The organism is Acinetobacter sp. YH12136 (assembly GCF_013418545.1).
GTDB classification, from domain to species: Bacteria; Pseudomonadota; Gammaproteobacteria; order Pseudomonadales; family Moraxellaceae; genus Acinetobacter; species Acinetobacter towneri.
On record NZ_VPBV01000015.1, the window covers coordinates 1 to 18,162 of the forward strand.

19 protein-coding genes and 1 pseudogene are annotated in these 18,162 nt (G+C 41.7%); 11 read left to right on the forward strand and 9 right to left on the reverse strand.

Annotated features, from left to right (window positions below; all coding sequences use genetic code 11):
• Positions 1-102, forward strand: a pseudogene (locus FTU71_RS08255) (IS982 family transposase); the annotation flags it as partial.
• Positions 103-127: 25 nt separating this feature from the next.
• Here the strand turns inward: FTU71_RS08255 and rhlB are convergent.
• Both rhlB and FTU71_RS08265 read right to left on the reverse strand, forming a co-directional pair.
• Entirely contained in the window at positions 128-1,279 is a 1,152-nt protein-coding gene (gene rhlB / locus FTU71_RS08260) for an ATP-dependent RNA helicase RhlB (protein WP_004971493.1), read from the reverse strand.
• A gap of 110 nt (positions 1,280-1,389) precedes the next feature.
• Positions 1,390-1,602: a cold-shock protein gene (locus tag FTU71_RS08265; protein WP_004648643.1), complete on the reverse strand. Its 213-nt coding sequence runs from the start codon at positions 1,600-1,602 to the stop codon at positions 1,390-1,392.
• 477 nt (positions 1,603-2,079) lie between these two features.
• On the opposite strand from FTU71_RS08265, the gene FTU71_RS08270 reads away from it, so the two are divergent.
• The 5 genes from FTU71_RS08270 to FTU71_RS08290 all read left to right on the forward strand — a co-directional run bounded on the left by FTU71_RS08270 (position 2,080) and on the right by FTU71_RS08290 (position 4,941).
• Positions 2,080-2,337, forward strand: a complete 258-nt coding sequence (locus FTU71_RS08270) for a sulfurtransferase TusA family protein (RefSeq protein WP_180111801.1) — start codon at positions 2,080-2,082, stop codon at positions 2,335-2,337.
• Between the two features lie 162 nt (positions 2,338-2,499).
• On the forward strand, positions 2,500-3,369 hold the full coding sequence (gene rpoH / locus FTU71_RS08275; RefSeq protein ID WP_004971496.1) for an RNA polymerase sigma factor RpoH: 870 nt from the start codon (positions 2,500-2,502) through the stop codon (positions 3,367-3,369).
• A 170-nt stretch (positions 3,370-3,539) separates the two neighbouring features.
• Positions 3,540-3,905, forward strand: coding sequence for a DUF423 domain-containing protein (locus FTU71_RS08280; protein WP_131261341.1), 366 nt, complete (start codon positions 3,540-3,542; stop codon positions 3,903-3,905).
• A 42-nt stretch (positions 3,906-3,947) separates the two neighbouring features.
• Positions 3,948-4,145 (forward strand): sulfur carrier protein ThiS, encoded by a 198-nt coding sequence (thiS, locus tag FTU71_RS08285; RefSeq protein WP_004971499.1) that lies wholly within the window; start codon positions 3,948-3,950, stop codon positions 4,143-4,145.
• 13 nt (positions 4,146-4,158) lie between these two features.
• The gene (locus tag FTU71_RS08290) at positions 4,159-4,941 is read left to right on the forward strand and encodes a thiazole synthase (RefSeq protein WP_004971502.1); all 783 of its coding nucleotides are present in this window, start codon (positions 4,159-4,161) and stop codon (positions 4,939-4,941) included.
• A gap of 99 nt (positions 4,942-5,040) precedes the next feature.
• On the opposite strand, the gene FTU71_RS08295 is transcribed toward FTU71_RS08290, so the two are convergent.
• Positions 5,041-5,652 (reverse strand): glutathione binding-like protein, encoded by a 612-nt coding sequence (locus tag FTU71_RS08295; protein ID WP_131261343.1) that lies wholly within the window; start codon positions 5,650-5,652, stop codon positions 5,041-5,043.
• 218 nt (positions 5,653-5,870) lie between these two features.
• On the opposite strand from FTU71_RS08295, the gene FTU71_RS08300 reads away from it, so the two are divergent.
• Together FTU71_RS08300 and trmB are read left to right on the forward strand one after the other, a co-directional pair.
• Entirely contained in the window at positions 5,871-7,322 is a 1,452-nt protein-coding gene (locus FTU71_RS08300) for a SulP family inorganic anion transporter (RefSeq protein ID WP_179989757.1), read from the forward strand.
• A 185-nt stretch (positions 7,323-7,507) separates the two neighbouring features.
• A complete protein-coding gene (trmB, locus tag FTU71_RS08305) occupies positions 7,508-8,224 on the forward strand; it encodes a tRNA (guanosine(46)-N7)-methyltransferase TrmB (RefSeq protein WP_004971514.1) in 717 nt (238 codons plus the stop codon).
• A 70-nt stretch (positions 8,225-8,294) separates the two neighbouring features.
• Here the strand turns inward: trmB and FTU71_RS08310 are convergent, their stop codons facing one another.
• From FTU71_RS08310 to FTU71_RS08335, 6 genes are all read right to left on the reverse strand, one after another.
• Complete coding sequence (locus FTU71_RS08310) at positions 8,295-9,071, reverse strand: Rossmann-like and DUF2520 domain-containing protein (RefSeq protein WP_179994073.1); 777 nt, start codon at positions 9,069-9,071, stop codon at positions 8,295-8,297.
• Between the two features lie 104 nt (positions 9,072-9,175).
• Positions 9,176-9,973, reverse strand: a complete 798-nt coding sequence (locus FTU71_RS08315; RefSeq protein ID WP_104851802.1) for a thioesterase family protein — start codon at positions 9,971-9,973, stop codon at positions 9,176-9,178.
• 82 nt (positions 9,974-10,055) lie between these two features.
• Positions 10,056-10,742 carry a class I SAM-dependent methyltransferase gene (locus tag FTU71_RS08320; protein ID WP_004971520.1) on the reverse strand — a complete coding sequence of 229 codons (687 nt, stop codon included), beginning with the start codon at positions 10,740-10,742 and terminating at the stop codon, positions 10,056-10,058.
• Positions 10,743-10,802: 60 nt separating this feature from the next.
• Positions 10,803-11,795 carry a biotin synthase BioB gene (gene bioB / locus FTU71_RS08325; RefSeq protein ID WP_026438316.1) on the reverse strand — a complete coding sequence of 331 codons (993 nt, stop codon included), beginning with the start codon at positions 11,793-11,795 and terminating at the stop codon, positions 10,803-10,805.
• A 171-nt stretch (positions 11,796-11,966) separates the two neighbouring features.
• On the reverse strand, positions 11,967-13,655 hold the full coding sequence (locus FTU71_RS08330) for an AMP-binding protein (RefSeq protein WP_180111804.1): 1,689 nt from the start codon (positions 13,653-13,655) through the stop codon (positions 11,967-11,969).
• Positions 13,656-13,751: 96 nt separating this feature from the next.
• The gene (locus FTU71_RS08335) at positions 13,752-14,381 is read right to left on the reverse strand and encodes a TetR/AcrR family transcriptional regulator (RefSeq protein ID WP_092818464.1); all 630 of its coding nucleotides are present in this window, start codon (positions 14,379-14,381) and stop codon (positions 13,752-13,754) included.
• A gap of 148 nt (positions 14,382-14,529) precedes the next feature.
• Here FTU71_RS08335 and FTU71_RS08340 point away from each other — a divergent pair, with 148 nt between their 5' ends.
• From FTU71_RS08340 to FTU71_RS08350, 3 genes are read left to right on the forward strand one after another with little or no spacing between them, the layout of a single operon-like run.
• Entirely contained in the window at positions 14,530-15,702 is a 1,173-nt protein-coding gene (locus FTU71_RS08340) for an isovaleryl-CoA dehydrogenase (RefSeq protein WP_179994072.1), read from the forward strand.
• Positions 15,703-15,736: 34 nt separating this feature from the next.
• Positions 15,737-17,338 carry a carboxyl transferase domain-containing protein gene (locus tag FTU71_RS08345; RefSeq protein ID WP_004971531.1) on the forward strand — a complete coding sequence of 534 codons (1,602 nt, stop codon included), beginning with the start codon at positions 15,737-15,739 and terminating at the stop codon, positions 17,336-17,338.
• Positions 17,339-17,349: 11 nt separating this feature from the next.
• A complete protein-coding gene (locus FTU71_RS08350; RefSeq protein WP_168418976.1) occupies positions 17,350-18,144 on the forward strand; it encodes an enoyl-CoA hydratase/isomerase family protein in 795 nt (264 codons plus the stop codon).
• The last annotated feature ends 18 nt before the right edge of the window (positions 18,145-18,162 follow it).

Genomic DNA, 18,162 nt, shown 5'->3' on the forward strand with positions numbered 1-18,162 from the left:
CATCGTTCGGTAAATAACTTCATGGTGAATATCATGGCTGCTGTAGTGGCTTATTGTTTGAATCCCAATAAGCCAACTTTCCAAAATATGCTAAAAGGCTAAATGGATTTCATCGAACTCAGGTTAATTAGCAATAACCATCTAAACGTGTTAATGGCAATTTTTGACCAATGGCTTTTTCAATTTCTGGTAAATAGAACGCATCATCTTCCGACAAGAAGCTAATACTCACACCACGTGTACCTGCACGACCTGTACGACCAATACGGTGCACATAATCATCTGACTGTTCAGGCAAAGTGAAATTCACCACATGCGAAACACCATCGACATGAATACCACGCCCTGCAACGTCTGTTGCAATCATGATGTTATGTTTGCCATTTTTAAACTGATCCAGCATTTTTAAGCGTTTGTCTTGGGCAATTTCACCTGACAACATCACCACTTTATAGCCATCACGCTTTAAATGATCATAAAGCTTACGCACCTGATCACGCCGATTGGCAAAAATCATGACTTTTTCAATCGGCTCATCACGTAAAATTTCTTCAAGCAATTTGTATTTATCGGTTTTGGCAACCATATATACCCGTTGCTCAACATCGGCATTGGTTTTCTTTTCAGGTTCAATTTCGACTGTAACAGGTTCAAATAACCACTGTTGAGCCAAGTTCAACACATCATAACTAAAAGTTGCCGAGAACATTAACGTCTGACGCTGTTCCTTACGCGGTGAATAACGCACAATACGTTTTACCGATGGAATAAAGCCCATATCCAGCAAGCGGTCTGCTTCATCAATCACTAAAAACTCAATCTGATCTAGCCAAACTTCTTTTTGTTCTACAAAATCAATCAAGCGCCCTGGTGTCGCAACAATAATATCGACAAAGTTTTTATTGAGTTGTGACTTTTGCTTATCAAAATCTACACCACCCAACAAAGTCACCACATTTAAGTCGGTAAATTTGGTTAAGTCTTTTGCATCACTTTCGATTTGCAAAGCCAATTCACGCGTAGGCGCTAAAACCAATGCACGTGGTTCACCACGATAACGCTGCCCTTGAATTGGGTTATTCAATAAATCGTTGATGACACTAATTAAAAAGGCAGCAGTTTTTCCTGTACCTGTTTGCGCACGACCAATGGCATCATGTCCAGCCAAAGTAAATTTTAAAACCTTTTGCTGAATTGGCGTCATTTCCTTGAAACCCAAAGCATCAATAGCCTGTTTCAATTGCGGATGTAAATTTAAGGTTTCAAAACCAGATGACATAAATATGTGCTCGAACTTATACAGACAAAAAACTGACCTATTATAAACAGAAATACAAATAAAAAACGCCCCAATCAGGATTGGAGCGTTTTTTTAGAATAATCGAGTGATTAGTCTAGTGGCTGTACTTCTTCAGCTTGGAAGCCTTTTTGGCCTTTTACTACGCTGAATTCAACACGTTGGCCGTCACGAAGTGAACGGTGGCCGTCACCTTGGATCGCACGGAAGTGAACGAATACATCGTCGCCGCCATTGCGTTGGATAAAGCCAAAGCCTTTAGTGTCGTTGAACCATTTAACTACGCCTTGTTCACGAGCTGTCATAAGTTAATCCTCATTGATTAAAAAGAAGGACCACCCGGTGTTGCAAACAGCAGAGCAAACAAAGTTTAAAAATATTTTTATTTCTAAGCTTGTAATCATTCTGTATAACTATTAACAAAATCCCGGTTACATCCATTTGTAATAGGGCGACAAACAACGATTGTCTATCTAAAATCCTAAATACGCATCGAGCTTAACACGGCTTTATGACAATTAATAGATTTTTTTTGATTTATCTTGTTCAGTTTGAAACGAGTTGAACAAATAGAAAATTTTTATTTCTGTTAAGTGACTTAGCACAATTTTGATCTATAAATTTTATTGCAAATATCTCACAAAATAAGCCAATTCTCTTGCCCTTATGCGCAGTAAGCCGCGCAATGAATAGCCCCGATGCTTCAGATGAAATTTATTTGGGATTTGTGAGCGAATTTGCTAGTATGATCATTCTGTTTTTTAAGGCGAATTTTTACTTCAATGCTGTGTGATGCTGAACAACCTATCATAGTGATTGATGCCATGGGACAACCTTGTCCTATGCCTTTATTGATGCTAAAACGTGCCCTTAAACAATCAGATTCTGCACGGTTTTTATTGAAGTCATCTGATCCGCATAGCCAGCAAGATGTGGCGCGTTATTGTCAGTTACATCAACATAGCTGTGAAGCAAGTCAGATTTCGGCAACAGAGTTTCATTATGTGATTGATGTTGCCAAGCCAAAATCATCGCAATAAGTGCATCTATTTGATTGTTCATTTGTTTTAATGACTTAATATTCGCCGCTTATTGCTATAAAGATTTACATATCTACACCAATTTTACTTATTTAAGTAGAATATTGGCATTAAGATAAAGACATCGGTTATTTTACCTACCTAATCCTATAAGGAGATCTCATGAGTGACAGCAGCAATCAGTTGATGCCCCTGTCATTATCTGCACCAGGGGTAAACCTCGGGGCTTATATTAGTACTGTTAACCAAATTCCTATTTTAACGGCTGAACAAGAAAAAGAGTTAGCCGAGCGTTATTATTACGATCAAGATTTAGACGCGGCCAAAATGTTGGTCATGTCGCATTTACGTTTTGTGGTGCATATTGCACGAAGTTATGCGGGCTATGGTTTACCGCAGGGCGATTTAATTCAGGAAGGCAACTTGGGCTTAATGAAAGCCGTGAAACGCTTTGACCCGAATATGGGCGTGCGTTTGGTGTCATTTGCCGTGCACTGGATTAAAGCTGAAATTCACGAATATGTGATTCGTAACTGGCGTATTGTTAAAATTGCCACCACCAAGGCGCAGCGTAAATTGTTCTTTAATTTGCGTAGCCTCAAAAAATCTAGCAAAAAACTGACGCTTGAAGAAGCACAATCTATTGCCAATGACTTAAATGTAACTGCAGAACAAGTCTTGGAAATGGAAGGTCGTTTAACCGCTTATGACGCAGCTTTTGAAGCACAGGGCGATGATGACGATGAAGGTTCAACTTATGTTGCACCTGCATTGTATTTGGAAGATAACCGTTACGACCCTGCACGTTTAGTCGAAAACGAAGACTACGAAGAACAAAGCACTTCTGCTCTGCATGAAGCTATGGAGCAGTTGGATGATCGTTCACGTAATATTTTGCAGCGTCGCTGGTTAGATGATGATAAATCGACCCTGCATGAATTGGCAGCAGAATATAATGTTTCAGCAGAACGTATTCGTCAGCTCGAAAAAAATGCCATGGAAAAAATTAAAGTGGCAATGTCATCAAACTAAACTGACATTCTCCAAATTGATGCAGACACATCGAAAAATAAAATTGGGCAAACTGCCCTTTTTTATTGTCTTTAATTGGTACAGCTACATACAGGCAGGCAAATCTCAGATTTTCCCGCCCCTAAAAATGTGCTAAGGTTAAGCGCAAAATTAAATAGGTCAATTTGCGTATGTGGATTGCAATTTCTGCCCTGAATTTAGCTATAGCAGTCATGCTCGGTGCATTTGGTGCACATGGCTTAAAGGCCCGTGCAACTGAAGCGCAATTGCTTTGGTGGCAAACTGCAACAGATTATTTTTTCTATCATGCCCTTGGACTTTTAGCATTGGGCATATTGGCCAAAGTAATTCCACAACTTCCTATTAAAGCCAGTTTTATTCTGATTCAACTGGGTATTTTATTTTTCTGCGGTTCACTGTATATCATGGCATTGGATTTAGCCCGTGGCTTGGGCATGATTACCCCAATTGGTGGAGCACTCATGATTGCAGGCTGGCTAAGCTTAGCGTGGCAAGCCATGAAATATGCCAAATAAAGCTCAATTATATTTTGTAATTTTGAAGATGGATTCTCGGTCATGCAAATTTATCTGAATGGCGAAGCACAACAGACCACTCACACGACCCTGTTACAACTGATTCAGGCATTAGATTTAGAAGGCAAACGTTTTGCTGTGGAGCAAAACGAAAAAATTATTGCCAAAAGCAAACTTGCCGAAACCCCTATTTGCGATCAAGACCGCATTGAAATTATTCATGCCGTTGGTGGCGGCTAAACTCGGAGCACCCATGCAAGATACCTTTAAAATCGGTTCACGTACCTTTAATTCACGTTTATTGGTGGGTACGGGCAAATACAAAGATTTAACCGAAACAGATTTGGCGATTCAAGCCAGTGGCGCAGAAATTGTTACGGTTGCCATTCGTCGTGTAAACATTGGGCAACATCCAGATCAGCCAAACTTACTTTCCGTAATTCCACCAGAAAAATACACCATTTTGCCAAATACAGCAGGCTGTTTTGATGCCAACAGTGCCGTGCGCACCTGCATGTTGGCGCGTGAATTGCTAGATGGTCACAACCTCGTCAAACTAGAAGTTTTGGGCGATGAAAAAACCCTCTACCCAAATATCACCGAAACTTTAAAAGCTGCGCGCACGCTAATTGACGATGGTTTTGAGATCATGGTCTACACTTCCGATGACCCGATTGTGGCGCAAGAATTGGAAAGTATGGGCTGCGTGGCAATTATGCCATTAGGTAGTTTAATTGGTTCAGGCTTAGGTATTCTTAACCCGCATACCATTTCGATTATTAAAGAAAATGCCAAAGTACCTGTATTGGTAGATGCAGGTGTGGGTACTGCCAGTGATGCTGCGATTGCAATGGAATTAGGTTGCGATGGTGTGCTGATGAATACTGCAATTGCAGCAGCACAAAACCCAGTGCTAATGGCATCTGCGATGCGTAAAGCAGTAGAAGCAGGACGTGAAGCTTATTTGGCAGGACGTATGCCACGTAAGCGTATGGCGAATGCCAGCTCACCTGAAACGGGTTATTTCTTTAAATAATCATTAGGGTCTTTTCCAAGTCCGACAACTCAAATAAAAAGACGTTAAGTGTTAACTCAACGTCTTTTTTATTATCTGATTCTGGCAAGTAAAAGCCGATTAAGGAATCAAGCCTTCATCACGCATAGCAATTTGTACCGACTGACGCGCAGCAACTTTATTACGGATTTCAACCACATGGCTATACGGAGTTAAATCATGCTCAATATAGTTTGACCAATTAGTGATAACAAACAAATACGCATCGGCTGGACCAAAGTTATCATCCACCAAATATTCATGGTCTGATGATGCAATCGCTTGATCAATATAAGTCAACAAGCGATCAATTTCTGCATAGGCTTTTTCTTTGGCTTCTGCATCTAAAGGCGCGCCAAAAAATACTGAGTAAGCGTCATGTAATTCAGAGTTTAAATAACCCAACCATTCCAATACTTTAGCACGACCTAAACCAGATGGCGGAATTAAATCCTGTTTAGGGTCTTGCTGCGCTAAAAATGGCAATAGCGCTACGTTTTCCGTCAAAATTAAACCTGGGTTAATTTCTAAAGCAGGTACATAACCTTTAGGGTTAATTTCATAATAATCGGCACCCTTTTCTGTTTTATGGGTTTTTAAATCTACACGCTCAATATCAAAATCGACATTCACTTCATTTAAAATAATATGTGCTGCCAAAGAGCATGCGCCAGGTGAATAATAAAGCTTCATATTTGATCCTTGTTATATAACTATCTCTGTTGTAAATCGCTTGTCACAAACTTGCAAGTGATTGAACCTATAAATTGCAAAAAAGCGTAAATGTCTTAAAAAGCCCTTACGCTTTGACTATCCTGCAAAAGACAGGCTTTTTCAAGTCTGTTTTGCCTGCTTTTTTATCTCTAGATGTTTTAACATACAGCCCTTTAAAGTTTCATGAAATTGAGATTGTGATTAGCCTGAAAAAAGAAGAATGGTTTTCCAATATCCGCACCGATGTTTTGGCAGGTTTAGTGGTGGGTTTGGCATTAATTCCTGAATCAATTGCCTTTTCGGCTATAGCAGGCGTCGATCCGCAAGTCGGCTTATATGCATCGTTCTGTATTGCGGTCACGATTTCTTTTTTTGGTGGGCGTACTGCCATGATTTCTGCCGCGACAGGCGCTATGGCATTACTGATGATTACCCTCGTCAAAGAACATGGTTTGCAATATTTATTGGCTGCAACAGTACTCACAGGGCTGATTCAGGTTGTGGCAGGTTATTTTAAAGTTGCCAAACTGATGCGTTTTGTTTCGCAATCGGTGGTTTATGGCTTTGTAAATGCTTTGGCGATTTTAATTTTTGTGGCGCAACTGCCTGAATTATCGAAAATGGATGGCTTAGGCTATTTATTTGTAGGATTAGGTTTAGCGGTAGTCTATCTGTTTCCATACATTCCTAAAATTGGTAAAAGCATTCCCTCGCCTTTGGTCTGCATTATTGTGCTGAGTGTGGTTGCTTTATTACTTGGTGCAGATATGCGTACCGTAAGCGATTTGGGACAATTTCCCGACACGCTGCCTATTTTTCTAGTGCCTGACATTCCACTGAATTTTGAAACTTTATTTATTATTTTTCCTTATGCCATGACCTTAGCCACAGTCGGTTTACTCGAAACCATGATGACCACTACGATTGTCAATGAAGCCACAGGCACAGAAGCAGATCGGCATCAGGAATGTCGTGGTCAGGGTTATGCCAATATTGTTAGTGGCTTTATGGGCGGTATGGCAGGCTGTGCCATGATTGGGCAATCTATTATCAACGTCAGTTCTGGGGCGCGTACACGGCTATCTACACTTACAGCAGGCGTATTTTTGCTGTGCTTGGTGGTTTTTCTCAAAGATTGGTTGGCATATATTCCTATAGCAGCCTTGGTTGCGATTATGATTATGGTGTCATTCACGACTTTTAACTGGGATTCCATCCGTAATTTTAAAAAGCATCCGAAACAAAGCAATATAGTCATGTTAGCTGTGGTGATTGTGGTGTTAGCTACCCATAACCTTGCTTTGGGTGTTTTTGTTGGCGTACTGCTTTCTGCTTTATTTTTGGTGAATAAACTGGAAAGTGAAGTTAAAGTCAGTTCGTTTTTATTGGGCGAACATACCCGCCAATATGTGATTTCAGGGCAAATTTTCTTTAGCAGTTCAGAAAAGTTTTATCAGTTTTTTGATTTTTCAGAAGATATTAGCAATGTCACCATCGACTTAACGCATGCGCATATTTGGGATATTACCTCTGTAAATATGCTGAATAGCGTGGTGAACAAATTTAAAGCCCAACAAATTAAAGTGCATATTATTGGATTGAATGAGGCCAGTCATACCTTAATTGATCAATACAGTACCCATTCGTAATTATTGTATTAAAATACCGTTGATGATGTTAAATGCTGAATCTTAATGATTCGGCATTTTTTATGCTCAAAAGATGCAGATGTATCGCAATCTTGCACGGCGCTGCGAAAAAGAGCGAAAAAATTTGACTTCAATGGCTCAGGACTTAAAATACCGCATTCGAATTTATTAGATTTGCCAAAATTATGTCGAACGATCAATTAGACCAGCACGTTGTCGAGCTGGACAACCTCAACGAGCATCGTGAAATTGTAACGTTCATGCGCCGTTCTTCACCATTGAATACGTCACAACGTAGCGCCTTGGAACAATACGGCGACTTAATTTTGGAATATCCTGTTGGCGATTTACGTCAACATTTTGAACACCCTGAACGCCCGCTTACAGTAGAAATTGGTTTTGGGATGGGGCGTTCTTTGGTACTTATGGCGCAGGCCAATCCTGAACGTAACTTTGTCGGGATTGAAGTCCATATTCCAGGGATTGCACAGTGCGTTTATGAAGCAGGTACAGCAGGTTTAAGCAACTTACGTGTCTTAGATGCCGATGCAATTCAAGTACTGCGTGAAATGCCAGACAATAGCATTGATACGGTGCAGTTATATTTCCCAGACCCATGGCAGAAAAAACGTCACTTCAAACGCCGTTTTGTTGCTCATGAACGCATGGAATTGGTAGAGCAAAAATTAGTGTTAGGTGGTACGTTCCATGCAGCAACCGACTGGGAACCGTATGCAGAATGGATGCTGGATGTATTGGACAACCGTCCACGTTTAGAAAACTTGGCGGGTAAAGGCAATAGCTACCCTCGTCCTGAATGGCGTCCACAAACTAAGTTTGAACGTCGCGGAATTGAAGCAGGTCATAAGATTAATGATTTTATCTTCAAGAAAATTAACTAATTTCTGCTAGAAAAGAATGCTTCCACTGGGAAGCATTTTTTATGTGAACTCGTTTTATCTCATCAAATGGCTAAGATTGATGCCGCTTTAAAATCTGTTGACTCATCATCGCATAAACTTTGGCAAGTTCATGTTGCTGCCCTACTGCCAATAAGTCCTGATGCATTTTTAAAATATTGTGATCGCCCCGCATGGCAGGCCCTGTTTGCATTTGACGCGGATCATTTTGGGTTGCTTTATGCGCAGTTTCCAAAATAAGAGGATACAGCAGACTGAAATCTACTTTCTGAGCATCGACCACTTGCTTGGCCATGTCATAACAATAATTACTAAAATTACAGGCAAATACCGCAGCCAAATGCAAACTCAAACGCTGTGCTGAAGTATAGGCATAAACCCTTTTGCTTAGGCTATTTGCCAAAGTCATTAAAAGCTGCTGATCTTCAGCAAATGCAGCTTCTATAAATAAAGGCGTTTCTGACCAATCAATTTCACGCTCTAAACTAAAGGTTTGCAAGGGATAAAATACCCCTGAACGTACATGATGCTGTTGCAATACATCTAATTTAGTACTGCCTGAGGTATGCACAATCAACACATGATTTAAATCACGATGAACTTCCTGAATCACCTGTGCAATGCCCTGATCACTCACTGCAATAATCACTAAATCTAGATCTGAATGAAATTGTTCTACTTCTGCAATTGCTTCTGCGCCAACCTGTGCAGCCAACTGCTGTGCCTTGTCCAGACTGCGGCTATAAATTTGCACAATTTGATGCTGTGCGTTTAAAACATGAGCCAAATGATGTGCAACGCGCCCTGCACCAATCAAACTAATTCGCATAATATTTTCAGATAAAATAAGATGAAATAATCTGCACACAGCATGCCAATAAAAAAAGGACGAAGCAATTCGTCCTGATGTTTTTTGTTTGATATCGAATAGATTTAGAATTGACGCAAAGTTAAAATCTGCTCACTACGTCCAAATGGCCCTTGAGTATCATGCAAAACTGCACTCGTTAAGCCAATACCATCTTCACCATATTGTTGTGTTACTTCCAAGCCTAGCCATTCGCCTTGCGGTAAACGGTGTAAATGCATTTGCAAATCTAAATTTGGAAAACCCCAACCCGCATTCGGGTCTAAACGTGGCACTACGCCATTGGCGGTATCCACCATCCCCAATAAACGCACAAAACTAGATGTGCTTTGATTTTCAACCATATCCAATTGGTTTCTTAACCAAACGATGCCCTTACCTGCACGACGATCTAAATGCGCACGGGTTTCAATGCTTTGAATATAGCCGCCCGGCCAACAACGCATGCCATCCCAATCGGGCAAATATTCAGGGTTTTCTATCGGTAAATCTTCCAATCCTGCAATTGCGCGTGTATCTGAGGTTTTCATTTTCCATGCACGCGCCACAATACAGGTTTTTCCTTCAGCACACATTTCCGCTTCAATCAGCTCAATGGTTTTACCCGGTCGAATCATACGGGTGGTGATACTAAATTCACCAAAGGCAATTAAGCCAAAAATATCTAAACCGACCCGACCAATTCGCATATCATCACGCGGCATAAATTGCTCAAGTTCTGCACACAAAATACCCGTTGCAGGTGCCATGTGTTGTTCATGCGGATTCCACGCGCCTTGTGCATGAATGTTGCAACGATAGTGCGCAGTACAGCCACCATCGGCATGTTGTTCACGTTTGAGTAAAGTGTAATATGCTGACATTTTTTCTCTTTCCCTGATCTAACTTTTCTTGTGCGGATACTTTTACTACAAAGATTACTGACTAAATAATGTTATTGATCAACTATTTCTCTGCAAAAAAACCATAATAATTCATAAGTTGACAATATGTTTTACACTGACGAAAACCCACTTGAGTAAGCAATGCTGCCTGCGCATCTGCCATAATTAAATGAAAATCATCGGCCAGTCGTGCAAGCATTTTTTCCGCTTGAGTCGTAGTTAAACCACAATCCAAAGCCAAATTCTGCATCCAGCGCAATTCTATATTTTCAGTCTGCTGCATCAGATCATAGCTTAATAAAATCGCTGTAGGTTTTAATGTTTGGTAAATATCTTGAAAAAATAATGTTTTTTCTGCGACTGGCACAAAATGCGCCACCAAAATCGCCAATGCCGCATCAAACTGCAAATTTTCAACCTGCGCTTGTTGGGCAAATTGGTGGGTATCTGCCTGTATAAAACGTACTCGCTCATGCCCTGCCACAGACTGAATGTTTTTTTCTGCCTGCTGTAACATGCTTAAAGATGGGTCGATGGCCGTAAATTGCCACTGTGGATGTTGCTGCAGTAAATACTGCAACTCATAGCCTGTGCCACACCCCACCACTAAAACTTGTGCTGTTTCGGGCAAATGACTACTTAAAATTGCATTGATGTGTTGATGTACCAATTCATATCCGGGAATGAGTTTCCGAATATGACTGTCATAGCCTGCAACCACAGTTGCACTGTGAAAATCTTTTGCCATATCACATGATTCTTCTTTAATTTACGGACATTAAATATCTGAGTCTTTTTCAAGATCTGCTTAAGCCACAGCCATTGCATCTACCGACAATTCCGAAACGGTTGGCTTGGCACGTTCAGGCACTAAGCCTAATTTTTGGAACAATTGTTTGTCTTTGCCTTCGCCTGCGTTTGGTGTGGTCAAAAGCTTTTCACCTGAGAATAACGAGTTCGCACCTGCCATAAATGCCAACGCCTGATCTGAATCAGATAATGATTCACGCCCTGCAGATAAACGAATATAGCTGTTTGGCATGATAATACGTGCAACCGCAATGGTACGAATCCACTCAATCACATCTAGTTTTTCTACTTCAGCCAACGGTGTACCTTCAATCGGCACTAACATATTGATCGGCACAGATTCAGGGTGTAATGGCAATGTCGCCAATTCATGCAATAAACCAATACGGTCTTGGGTGTCTTCACCTAAACCAACAATACCGCCACTACACACTTTCATACCAGTTTGACGCACAATGTCTAAGGTATTTAAACGATCGTCAAAGCTGCGAGTGCTGATTACATTCGGGTAATATTCACGCGACGTGTCGAGGTTGTGATTGTAATAATCCAAGCCAGCATCTTTTAAGCGTTCTGCCTGAGATTGATTCAGCATGCCTAAAGTCATACAGGTTTCTAAACCCAATGCTTTTACTTCACGTACCATTTCCAACACATAAGGCATATCACGTTCATGTGGGTTACGCCATGCAGCGCCCATACAAAAACGTGAAGAACCTGATGCTAAAGCTTCTTTCGCTTCCTGAATGACTTTATCCACTGCAATACGTTTTTCAGCTTCAAGCTGTGAATCATAATGCGCAGACTGCGAGCAATATTTACAGTCTTCAGGGCATTTGCCTGTTTTAATAGACAATAAGGTACTGACTTGTACGGTATTGGCAGCAAAATGTTGGCGATGCACACGCTGTGCTTCAAAGACTAAATCCAGAAAAGGCTGTTCATATAACTGCTGAATTTCTTCTCGGGTCCAATCATTACGTACGGTCATCATTTTCATCCTTGATCATTACGCTTCGCTCTTATACTTTCGGTATCTTTTCACTATTGAGCAGACGCTATATTTTTGATTTTATTTACCCTTTATCTCCACACAAGAAATAAAGGGTGTGTACTGACAACATAACATGCGAATGCACCGCTTATTGTCTTAATAAAGACCTTAAGCAATTTCCTTTAAATTTAATTCTTCACGCATAAATTCACGTAATTTAAATTTCTGTGCCTTGCCTGAAGCGGTCATTGGAAATTCACTAAAGAAGCGTACATAGCGTGGGACTTTATTGTGCGAAATGTGTTCTGCACAGTATTTACGAATCGCCTCTTCGGTACATTCATGGTGTTCATGCAAAATAATACAGGCACACAGTTCTTCGCCATAACGATGATCTGGCACACCAATCACTTGTACATCACAAACTGCATCGTGGGTATATAAGAAATCTTCAATTTCTTTCGGGAATAAGTTTTCTCCACCACGAATCACCACATCTTTAATGCGACCTTTGATTTTCACAAAGCCTTCATCGTCCATTTCTGCAATGTCGCCCGTGTGCATCCAACGTGCAACATCAATCACTTCTTGGGTTTTGTCATGCTCATCCCAATAGCCCAGCATTACCGAGTAGCCGCGCACACATAATTCACCTAATTGCCCACGGGGTACAACTTTGCCATCTTCATCCACAATTTTAACTTCCAAGTGTGGATGCACACGGCCAACTGTACTGACACGGCGTTCCACCGAATCATCCGTCGAACTTTGTGCGCTCACAGGCGCTGTTTCGGTCATGCCATAACAAATGGTGATTTGTGACATGTGCATGCGGTCTATCACACGTTGCATAATTTCTTGCGGGCATGGACTGCCTGCCATAATGCCTGTACGCAAGCTAGACAAATCAAATTCATCAAACTGCTCATGCTCTAAAATGGCAATAAACATGGTTGGCACACCATAAGCAGCCGTACATTTTTCTTGCTGAATGGCTTTTAAGGTATCGAGTGGATTAAACACTGCGGATGGATAGACCATGGTTGAGCCATGTGTGATACAGGCCAAATTGCCCATCACCATCCCAAAACAGTGGAATAACGGCACTGAAATACATACACGATCTTGCGGACTTAAATGAATCGCCTCTCCCACAAAATAACCATTATTTAAAATGTTGTTGTGGGTCAGCATGGTACCTTTCGGATTGCCTGTCGTGCCTGAGGTAAATTGAATATTGATGGTTTCATCAAACTGCAATTCACTGGCAATTTGATCTAGCTTTTTCAGCATGTGCGTGGTTGGACTTGGTAGTAAATCCTGAAAACGATGAATACCTGTATGGCTCTGCTCATCAATTTTAATCACATGCTTTAAATGTGGTAATCGCTTAGCATTGAGGACTTTGTTGTCTGCCTGACACAGCTCTGGCGCAATTTTGGTGAGAATTTCCTGATAATTGGTGCTTTTAAATTGCGATGCAATAACCAAACCCTTACAGGAAACCTTGTTCAGCACAAATTCCAATTCATTGCTTTTATAAGCGGGGTTCAAGTTGACCAAAATCACCCCTGCCTTGAAGGCTGCGAATTGAGTGATTGTCCATTCCACACAATTCGGAGACCAAATGGCAAGGCGGTCACCTTTCTTAAAACCGAGTTTTAATAAGCTACAGGCAAAGGCATTGACCTGTTGCTGCAGTTGCTTATAGGTCAGACGCACATTTTGATGCACGCTTACCAAAGCATCCTGATCTGCATATTGCTGGCAAGCCTGATCAAACTTTTCACCAATAGTCATACCTAACAAAGGCAGATTACTGGTGCCATAGGCATAACTTAACCGTACTTGTGTCATTGAATCGATCTCCTTGATTCTTTGTAATTCTGTTTTCCAACACTATTAATTGTTCTATGACGACGATTACTTTTTTGCCTATTCTGTGCGTTGTTCTTATTTCCCTCCTTCTTGTTTCCGCACTGCATTCACACAAAAATCGGCAATTTGTTTGACAAAGTAATCTTTATAATTTTGATCAAACATTACATTGCGAGAAGGATTCAAAGGTTCAATCACCACAAAGGTCATGGATCCAACCACACCTAAAGCTGCAGTGTTTAAATCTTCAAAATCAAACTCACCATTGACTTTTCCTTCAGCCAAAATTTCCTTGATGCTTTGTTTGATCAGTTGTTTACTGCGAAAACGCTCATGTTCCATTTCTGGGTCTACAGGCTCGAACATTAACGAATACGCCAATTGGGGGCTGTTCATCGCACGCTTCACAAAAGTTGTAACTGATTTTTGCAATTTTTGTTTTGGCGTTAAATCTGACTTCGCAATGTGGTCCAAAATTTCAACTTCACGACGAATAGCAGCCGATAAAACTTCAATCAGAATCTGACTTTTATTTTCAAAGTAGCGATACACCAAACCTGTAGACACGCCTGCGCGTTCTGCAATGGCTTGTATAGACGCTTCTTTAAAGCCCCCATGAGCAATAAGTTCACGAGCAGAATCTAAAATCGCATTGCGATTTTGTTCCATACGTTCCTGCATCAATGATGATCTTTTATAACTCATATCTTATTCTCAACCAGGTAAAATGAATTGTAAATCATTTTGTGAATTTTAGTTCACTTTTTTAAATTTTCGATGTATGTTAGAACCTAAGCACAACAATAATGCTTGTTTTAGGAACAACAAATATAACCTCAGGATGGATGAATACATGAATTTACAAAGCTTAGACTTCGGTTTGGATGAAACCTTAATCACACTGCGTGATTCAATCTCTGCTTTTTGTGCAAAAGAAATTGCACCCATTGCACAACAGGTCGATCGTGATAACGAATTCCCTGCCCAGCTTTGGAAAAAATTTGGCGATATGGGCTTACTTGGCTTGACCGTGAGTGAAGAATACGGCGGCACCAACTTAGGCTATTTGGCTCACATCATTGCCATGCAAGAAATTTCTCGTGCATCAGCATCCATTGGTTTATCTTACGGTGCTCATTCTAACCTATGTGTGAACCAAATTAAGCGAAATGGGACAGAAGAACAGAAGCAGCGCTATTTACCAAAATTAGTTTCAGGTGATTATGTCGGTGCATTGGCTATGTCTGAACCCAATGCAGGCTCAGATGTCGTCAGCATGAAGCTAAAAGCAGAAGATAAAGGCGATCATTACTTACTTAACGGCTCGAAAATGTGGATCACCAATGGTGGTGATGCCGATGTTTTAGTGGTGTACGCTAAAACTGATTTACAAGCAGGTGCCAAAGGCATGACGGCATTCCTGATTGAGAAAAATATGTCTGGTTTTAGTCATGGCAGCCATTTAGACAAACTGGGTATGCGTGGCTCGAATACCTATCCACTATTCTTTGACAATGTAGAAGTACCCAAAGAAAACGTCTTGGGTGGTGTAGGCAATGGCGTAAAAGTATTAATGAGCGGCTTAGACTATGAACGTGCTGTTTTAAGTGCAGGTCCTTTAGGCATTATGGATGCCTGCATGGACACCGTGATTCCTTATATTCATGAGCGCAAACAGTTTGGTCAGGCACTAGGTGAGTTTCAGCTGATGCAAGGCAAAATTGCCGATATGTATTCAACCTGGCTGGCATGTAAAGCACTCGTTTATGCCGTAGGCGCAGAATGTGACAAAGCTGAACACAGCCGCAGTTTACGTAAAGATGCAGCCAGTGCAATTTTATATGCAGCAGAAAAAGCCACTTGGATGGCAGGTGAAACCATTCAAACTTTGGGTGGCAATGGCTATATCAACGAATTCTCTGCAGGACGTTTATGGCGTGATGCCAAACTCTATGAAATTGGCGCAGGTACTTCAGAGATTCGCCGCATGCTGATTGGCCGTGAACTGTTTAACGAAACTGCCTAAAGAATAAATCACAAAAATAGACAAGGATGTTGGCATGAATCAATTACAGAGCAAAATTAATATTCGCAGCGACGAGTTCAAAAACAATCAGGCTGCTATGCAAGCATTGGTCGATGACCTGAGAGAAAAAGTCCAAAAAATTGCTTTGGGTGGTGGTGAAACGGCACGCCAAAAACATTTAGACCGTGGCAAATTGCTACCCCGTGAACGAATTGACCACTTAATTGATCCTGGCACTGCATTTATTGAAATTGGTCAATTGGCTGCGTATCAGGTCTATCAGGATGATGTACCTGCTGCGGGTGTGGTTGCTGGCGTGGGGCAAGTCAATGGCGTGACCTGCATGATCATTGCCAACGATGCCACCGTAAAAGGTGGAACTTATTATCCGCTGACCGTGAAAAAGCATTTGCGAGCACAGGAAATTGCAGAACAGAATCACCTGACCTGTATTTATTTGGTCGATTCAGGCGGTGCCTATTTACCGCTACAAGATGAAGTCTTTCCAGACCGTGATCATTTCGGACGTATTTTCTATAATCAGGCCCGTATGTCAAGCATGGGTATTGCCCAAATTGCAGTAGTGATGGGAAGCTGTACTGCAGGTGGCGCTTATGTACCTGCAATGTCAGATGAAACCATTATTGTGCGTAATCAGGGGACAATTTTCTTAGGTGGCCCACCGCTGGTAAAAGCTGCAACTGGCGAAGTCGTTTCAAGTGAAGACTTGGGTGGTGGTGATGTGCACACTCGCCTTTCAGGTGTGGCAGACCATTTAGCAGAAAATGATGAACATGCCTTGGCGATTGCCCGTAACATTGTGGCGAACTTAAACAAAAAGCCAAACCCACAACCAGAGCATGTAGAAGCACCGTTATTTGACGCCTCTGAACTGTATGGCATTGTACCAACTGATGCACGTAAACCATTTGATGTCCGTGAAGTGATTGCCCGCATTGTCGATGGTTCACGTTTTGATGAATTTAAAGCACGCTTTGGTACCACGCTGATTACGGGTTTTGCCAAACTCTATGGTATGCCTGTCGGAATTATCGCCAACAATGGCATTTTATTTTCCGAGTCAGCACAAAAAGGCGCACACTTTATTGAACTGTGTACCCAACGCAACATTCCCCTGCTATTTATTCAAAATATCACAGGCTTTATGGTTGGTCGCCAATACGAAAATGAAGGCATTGCCAAAAATGGTGCCAAACTGGTGATGGCGGTGGCGACAGCCAATGTACCTAAACTGACTTTAGTGATTGGCGGTTCTTTTGGTGCAGGTAACTATGGCATGTGTGGTCGTGCCTACTCGCCACGCTTTATGTGGACATGGCCAAATTCTCGTATTTCGGTGATGGGGGGCGAACAGGCATCGAGCGTACTGTCTACCTTAAAACGCGACCAGATTGAAGCCAAAGGTGGTAGCTGGTCTGCCGAAGAAGAAGACCAATTTAAACAGCCAATTCGTGATCAATACGAGCGTCAGGGTCATCCATATTATGCTTCTGCACGTTTATGGGATGATGGTGTGATTGATCCTGCTCAGTCGCGTGAAGTGTTGGCTTTAAGTTTGGCTGCTGCCCTAAATGCACCAATCCAACCGACCAAGTTTGGCGTGTTCCGCATGTAAGAGGTGACAAAATGGATTATCAATTTTTACAACTCGAACAGCAAAACCAAGTGGCTACGGTTTGGATTAATCGTGCGGAACTGCACAATGCCTTCAATACCCAAGTGATTGAAGAATTACACGCCTGCTTTCAGTATCTGAATACGCGTGAGGATGTACGTGTCGTAATTTTAGCTGGACGCGGCAAAAGCTTCTCTGCAGGTGCAGACCTGAACTGGATGAAACAAGCAGGTCAAGCCTCTGAAGCAGAAAACCAAGCCGATGCCCTGAAACTAGCGAAAATGCTGCAAAGTTTAGCTACTTTAAAGCAGCCGACTATTGCCCGTGTACATGGCATTGCCTTTGGTGGTGGTATGGGCTTGGCCTCTGCCTGTGATATTTGTGTTGCCAGCACGGATGCCAAATTTGCTACATCCGAAGTACGTTTAGGACTGGCTCCATCCACGATTAGTCCGTATGTAATTCGTGCCATTGGTGCACGTCAGGCATCCCGCTACTTTTTAACGGCAGAACGTATTTCTGCAGAACAGGCTCAGCAGATTGGTTTGGCACATGAAGTGGCAGCACCAGAACAGCTAGACAGCAAAATTGATGACATTGTACAAGCCCTCTTACTGGGTGGCCCAGACGCACAGCATGCCTCTAAACAACTAATTCAGATGGTCAATCAGCAAGTCTTGACCGAAGACTTATTGCAACAAACTGCACAGCATATTGCGCATATTCGCCAAGGAGATGAGGCGAAAAATGGCTTAAATGCATTTTTGAATAAACAAAGCCCGGCTTGGATCAAGACCACGGCATAATAAAAGAAGGATCGCACG

Bases quoted from the DNA above. Each gene is read 5' to 3' on its own strand.
- FTU71_RS08340 (WP_179994072.1), top strand. From the start codon at position 14,530: ATGAATTTACAAAGCTTAGACTTCGGTTTGGATGAAACCTTAATCACA.
- FTU71_RS08280 (WP_131261341.1), top strand. From the start codon at position 3,540: ATGTGGATTGCAATTTCTGCCCTGAATTTAGCTATAGCAGTCATGCTC.
- bioB (WP_026438316.1), bottom strand. From the start codon at position 11,795: ATGACCGTACGTAATGATTGGACCCGAGAAGAAATTCAGCAGTTATAT.
- thiS (WP_004971499.1), top strand. From the start codon at position 3,948: ATGCAAATTTATCTGAATGGCGAAGCACAACAGACCACTCACACGACC.
- trmB (WP_004971514.1), top strand. From the start codon at position 7,508: ATGTCGAACGATCAATTAGACCAGCACGTTGTCGAGCTGGACAACCTC.
- FTU71_RS08345 (WP_004971531.1), top strand. From the start codon at position 15,737: ATGAATCAATTACAGAGCAAAATTAATATTCGCAGCGACGAGTTCAAA.
- FTU71_RS08315 (WP_104851802.1), bottom strand. From the start codon at position 9,973: ATGTCAGCATATTACACTTTACTCAAACGTGAACAACATGCCGATGGT.
- FTU71_RS08270 (WP_180111801.1), top strand. From the start codon at position 2,080: ATGCTGTGTGATGCTGAACAACCTATCATAGTGATTGATGCCATGGGA.
- FTU71_RS08350 (WP_168418976.1), top strand. From the start codon at position 17,350: ATGGATTATCAATTTTTACAACTCGAACAGCAAAACCAAGTGGCTACG.
- rpoH (WP_004971496.1), top strand. From the start codon at position 2,500: ATGAGTGACAGCAGCAATCAGTTGATGCCCCTGTCATTATCTGCACCA.
- rhlB (WP_004971493.1), bottom strand. From the start codon at position 1,279: ATGTCATCTGGTTTTGAAACCTTAAATTTACATCCGCAATTGAAACAG.
- FTU71_RS08265 (WP_004648643.1), bottom strand. From the start codon at position 1,602: ATGACAGCTCGTGAACAAGGCGTAGTTAAATGGTTCAACGACACTAAA.
- FTU71_RS08290 (WP_004971502.1), top strand. From the start codon at position 4,159: ATGCAAGATACCTTTAAAATCGGTTCACGTACCTTTAATTCACGTTTA.
- FTU71_RS08335 (WP_092818464.1), bottom strand. From the start codon at position 14,381: ATGAGTTATAAAAGATCATCATTGATGCAGGAACGTATGGAACAAAAT.
- FTU71_RS08320 (WP_004971520.1), bottom strand. From the start codon at position 10,742: ATGGCAAAAGATTTTCACAGTGCAACTGTGGTTGCAGGCTATGACAGT.
- FTU71_RS08330 (WP_180111804.1), bottom strand. From the start codon at position 13,655: ATGACACAAGTACGGTTAAGTTATGCCTATGGCACCAGTAATCTGCCT.
- FTU71_RS08310 (WP_179994073.1), bottom strand. From the start codon at position 9,071: ATGCGAATTAGTTTGATTGGTGCAGGGCGCGTTGCACATCATTTGGCT.
- FTU71_RS08295 (WP_131261343.1), bottom strand. From the start codon at position 5,652: ATGAAGCTTTATTATTCACCTGGCGCATGCTCTTTGGCAGCACATATT.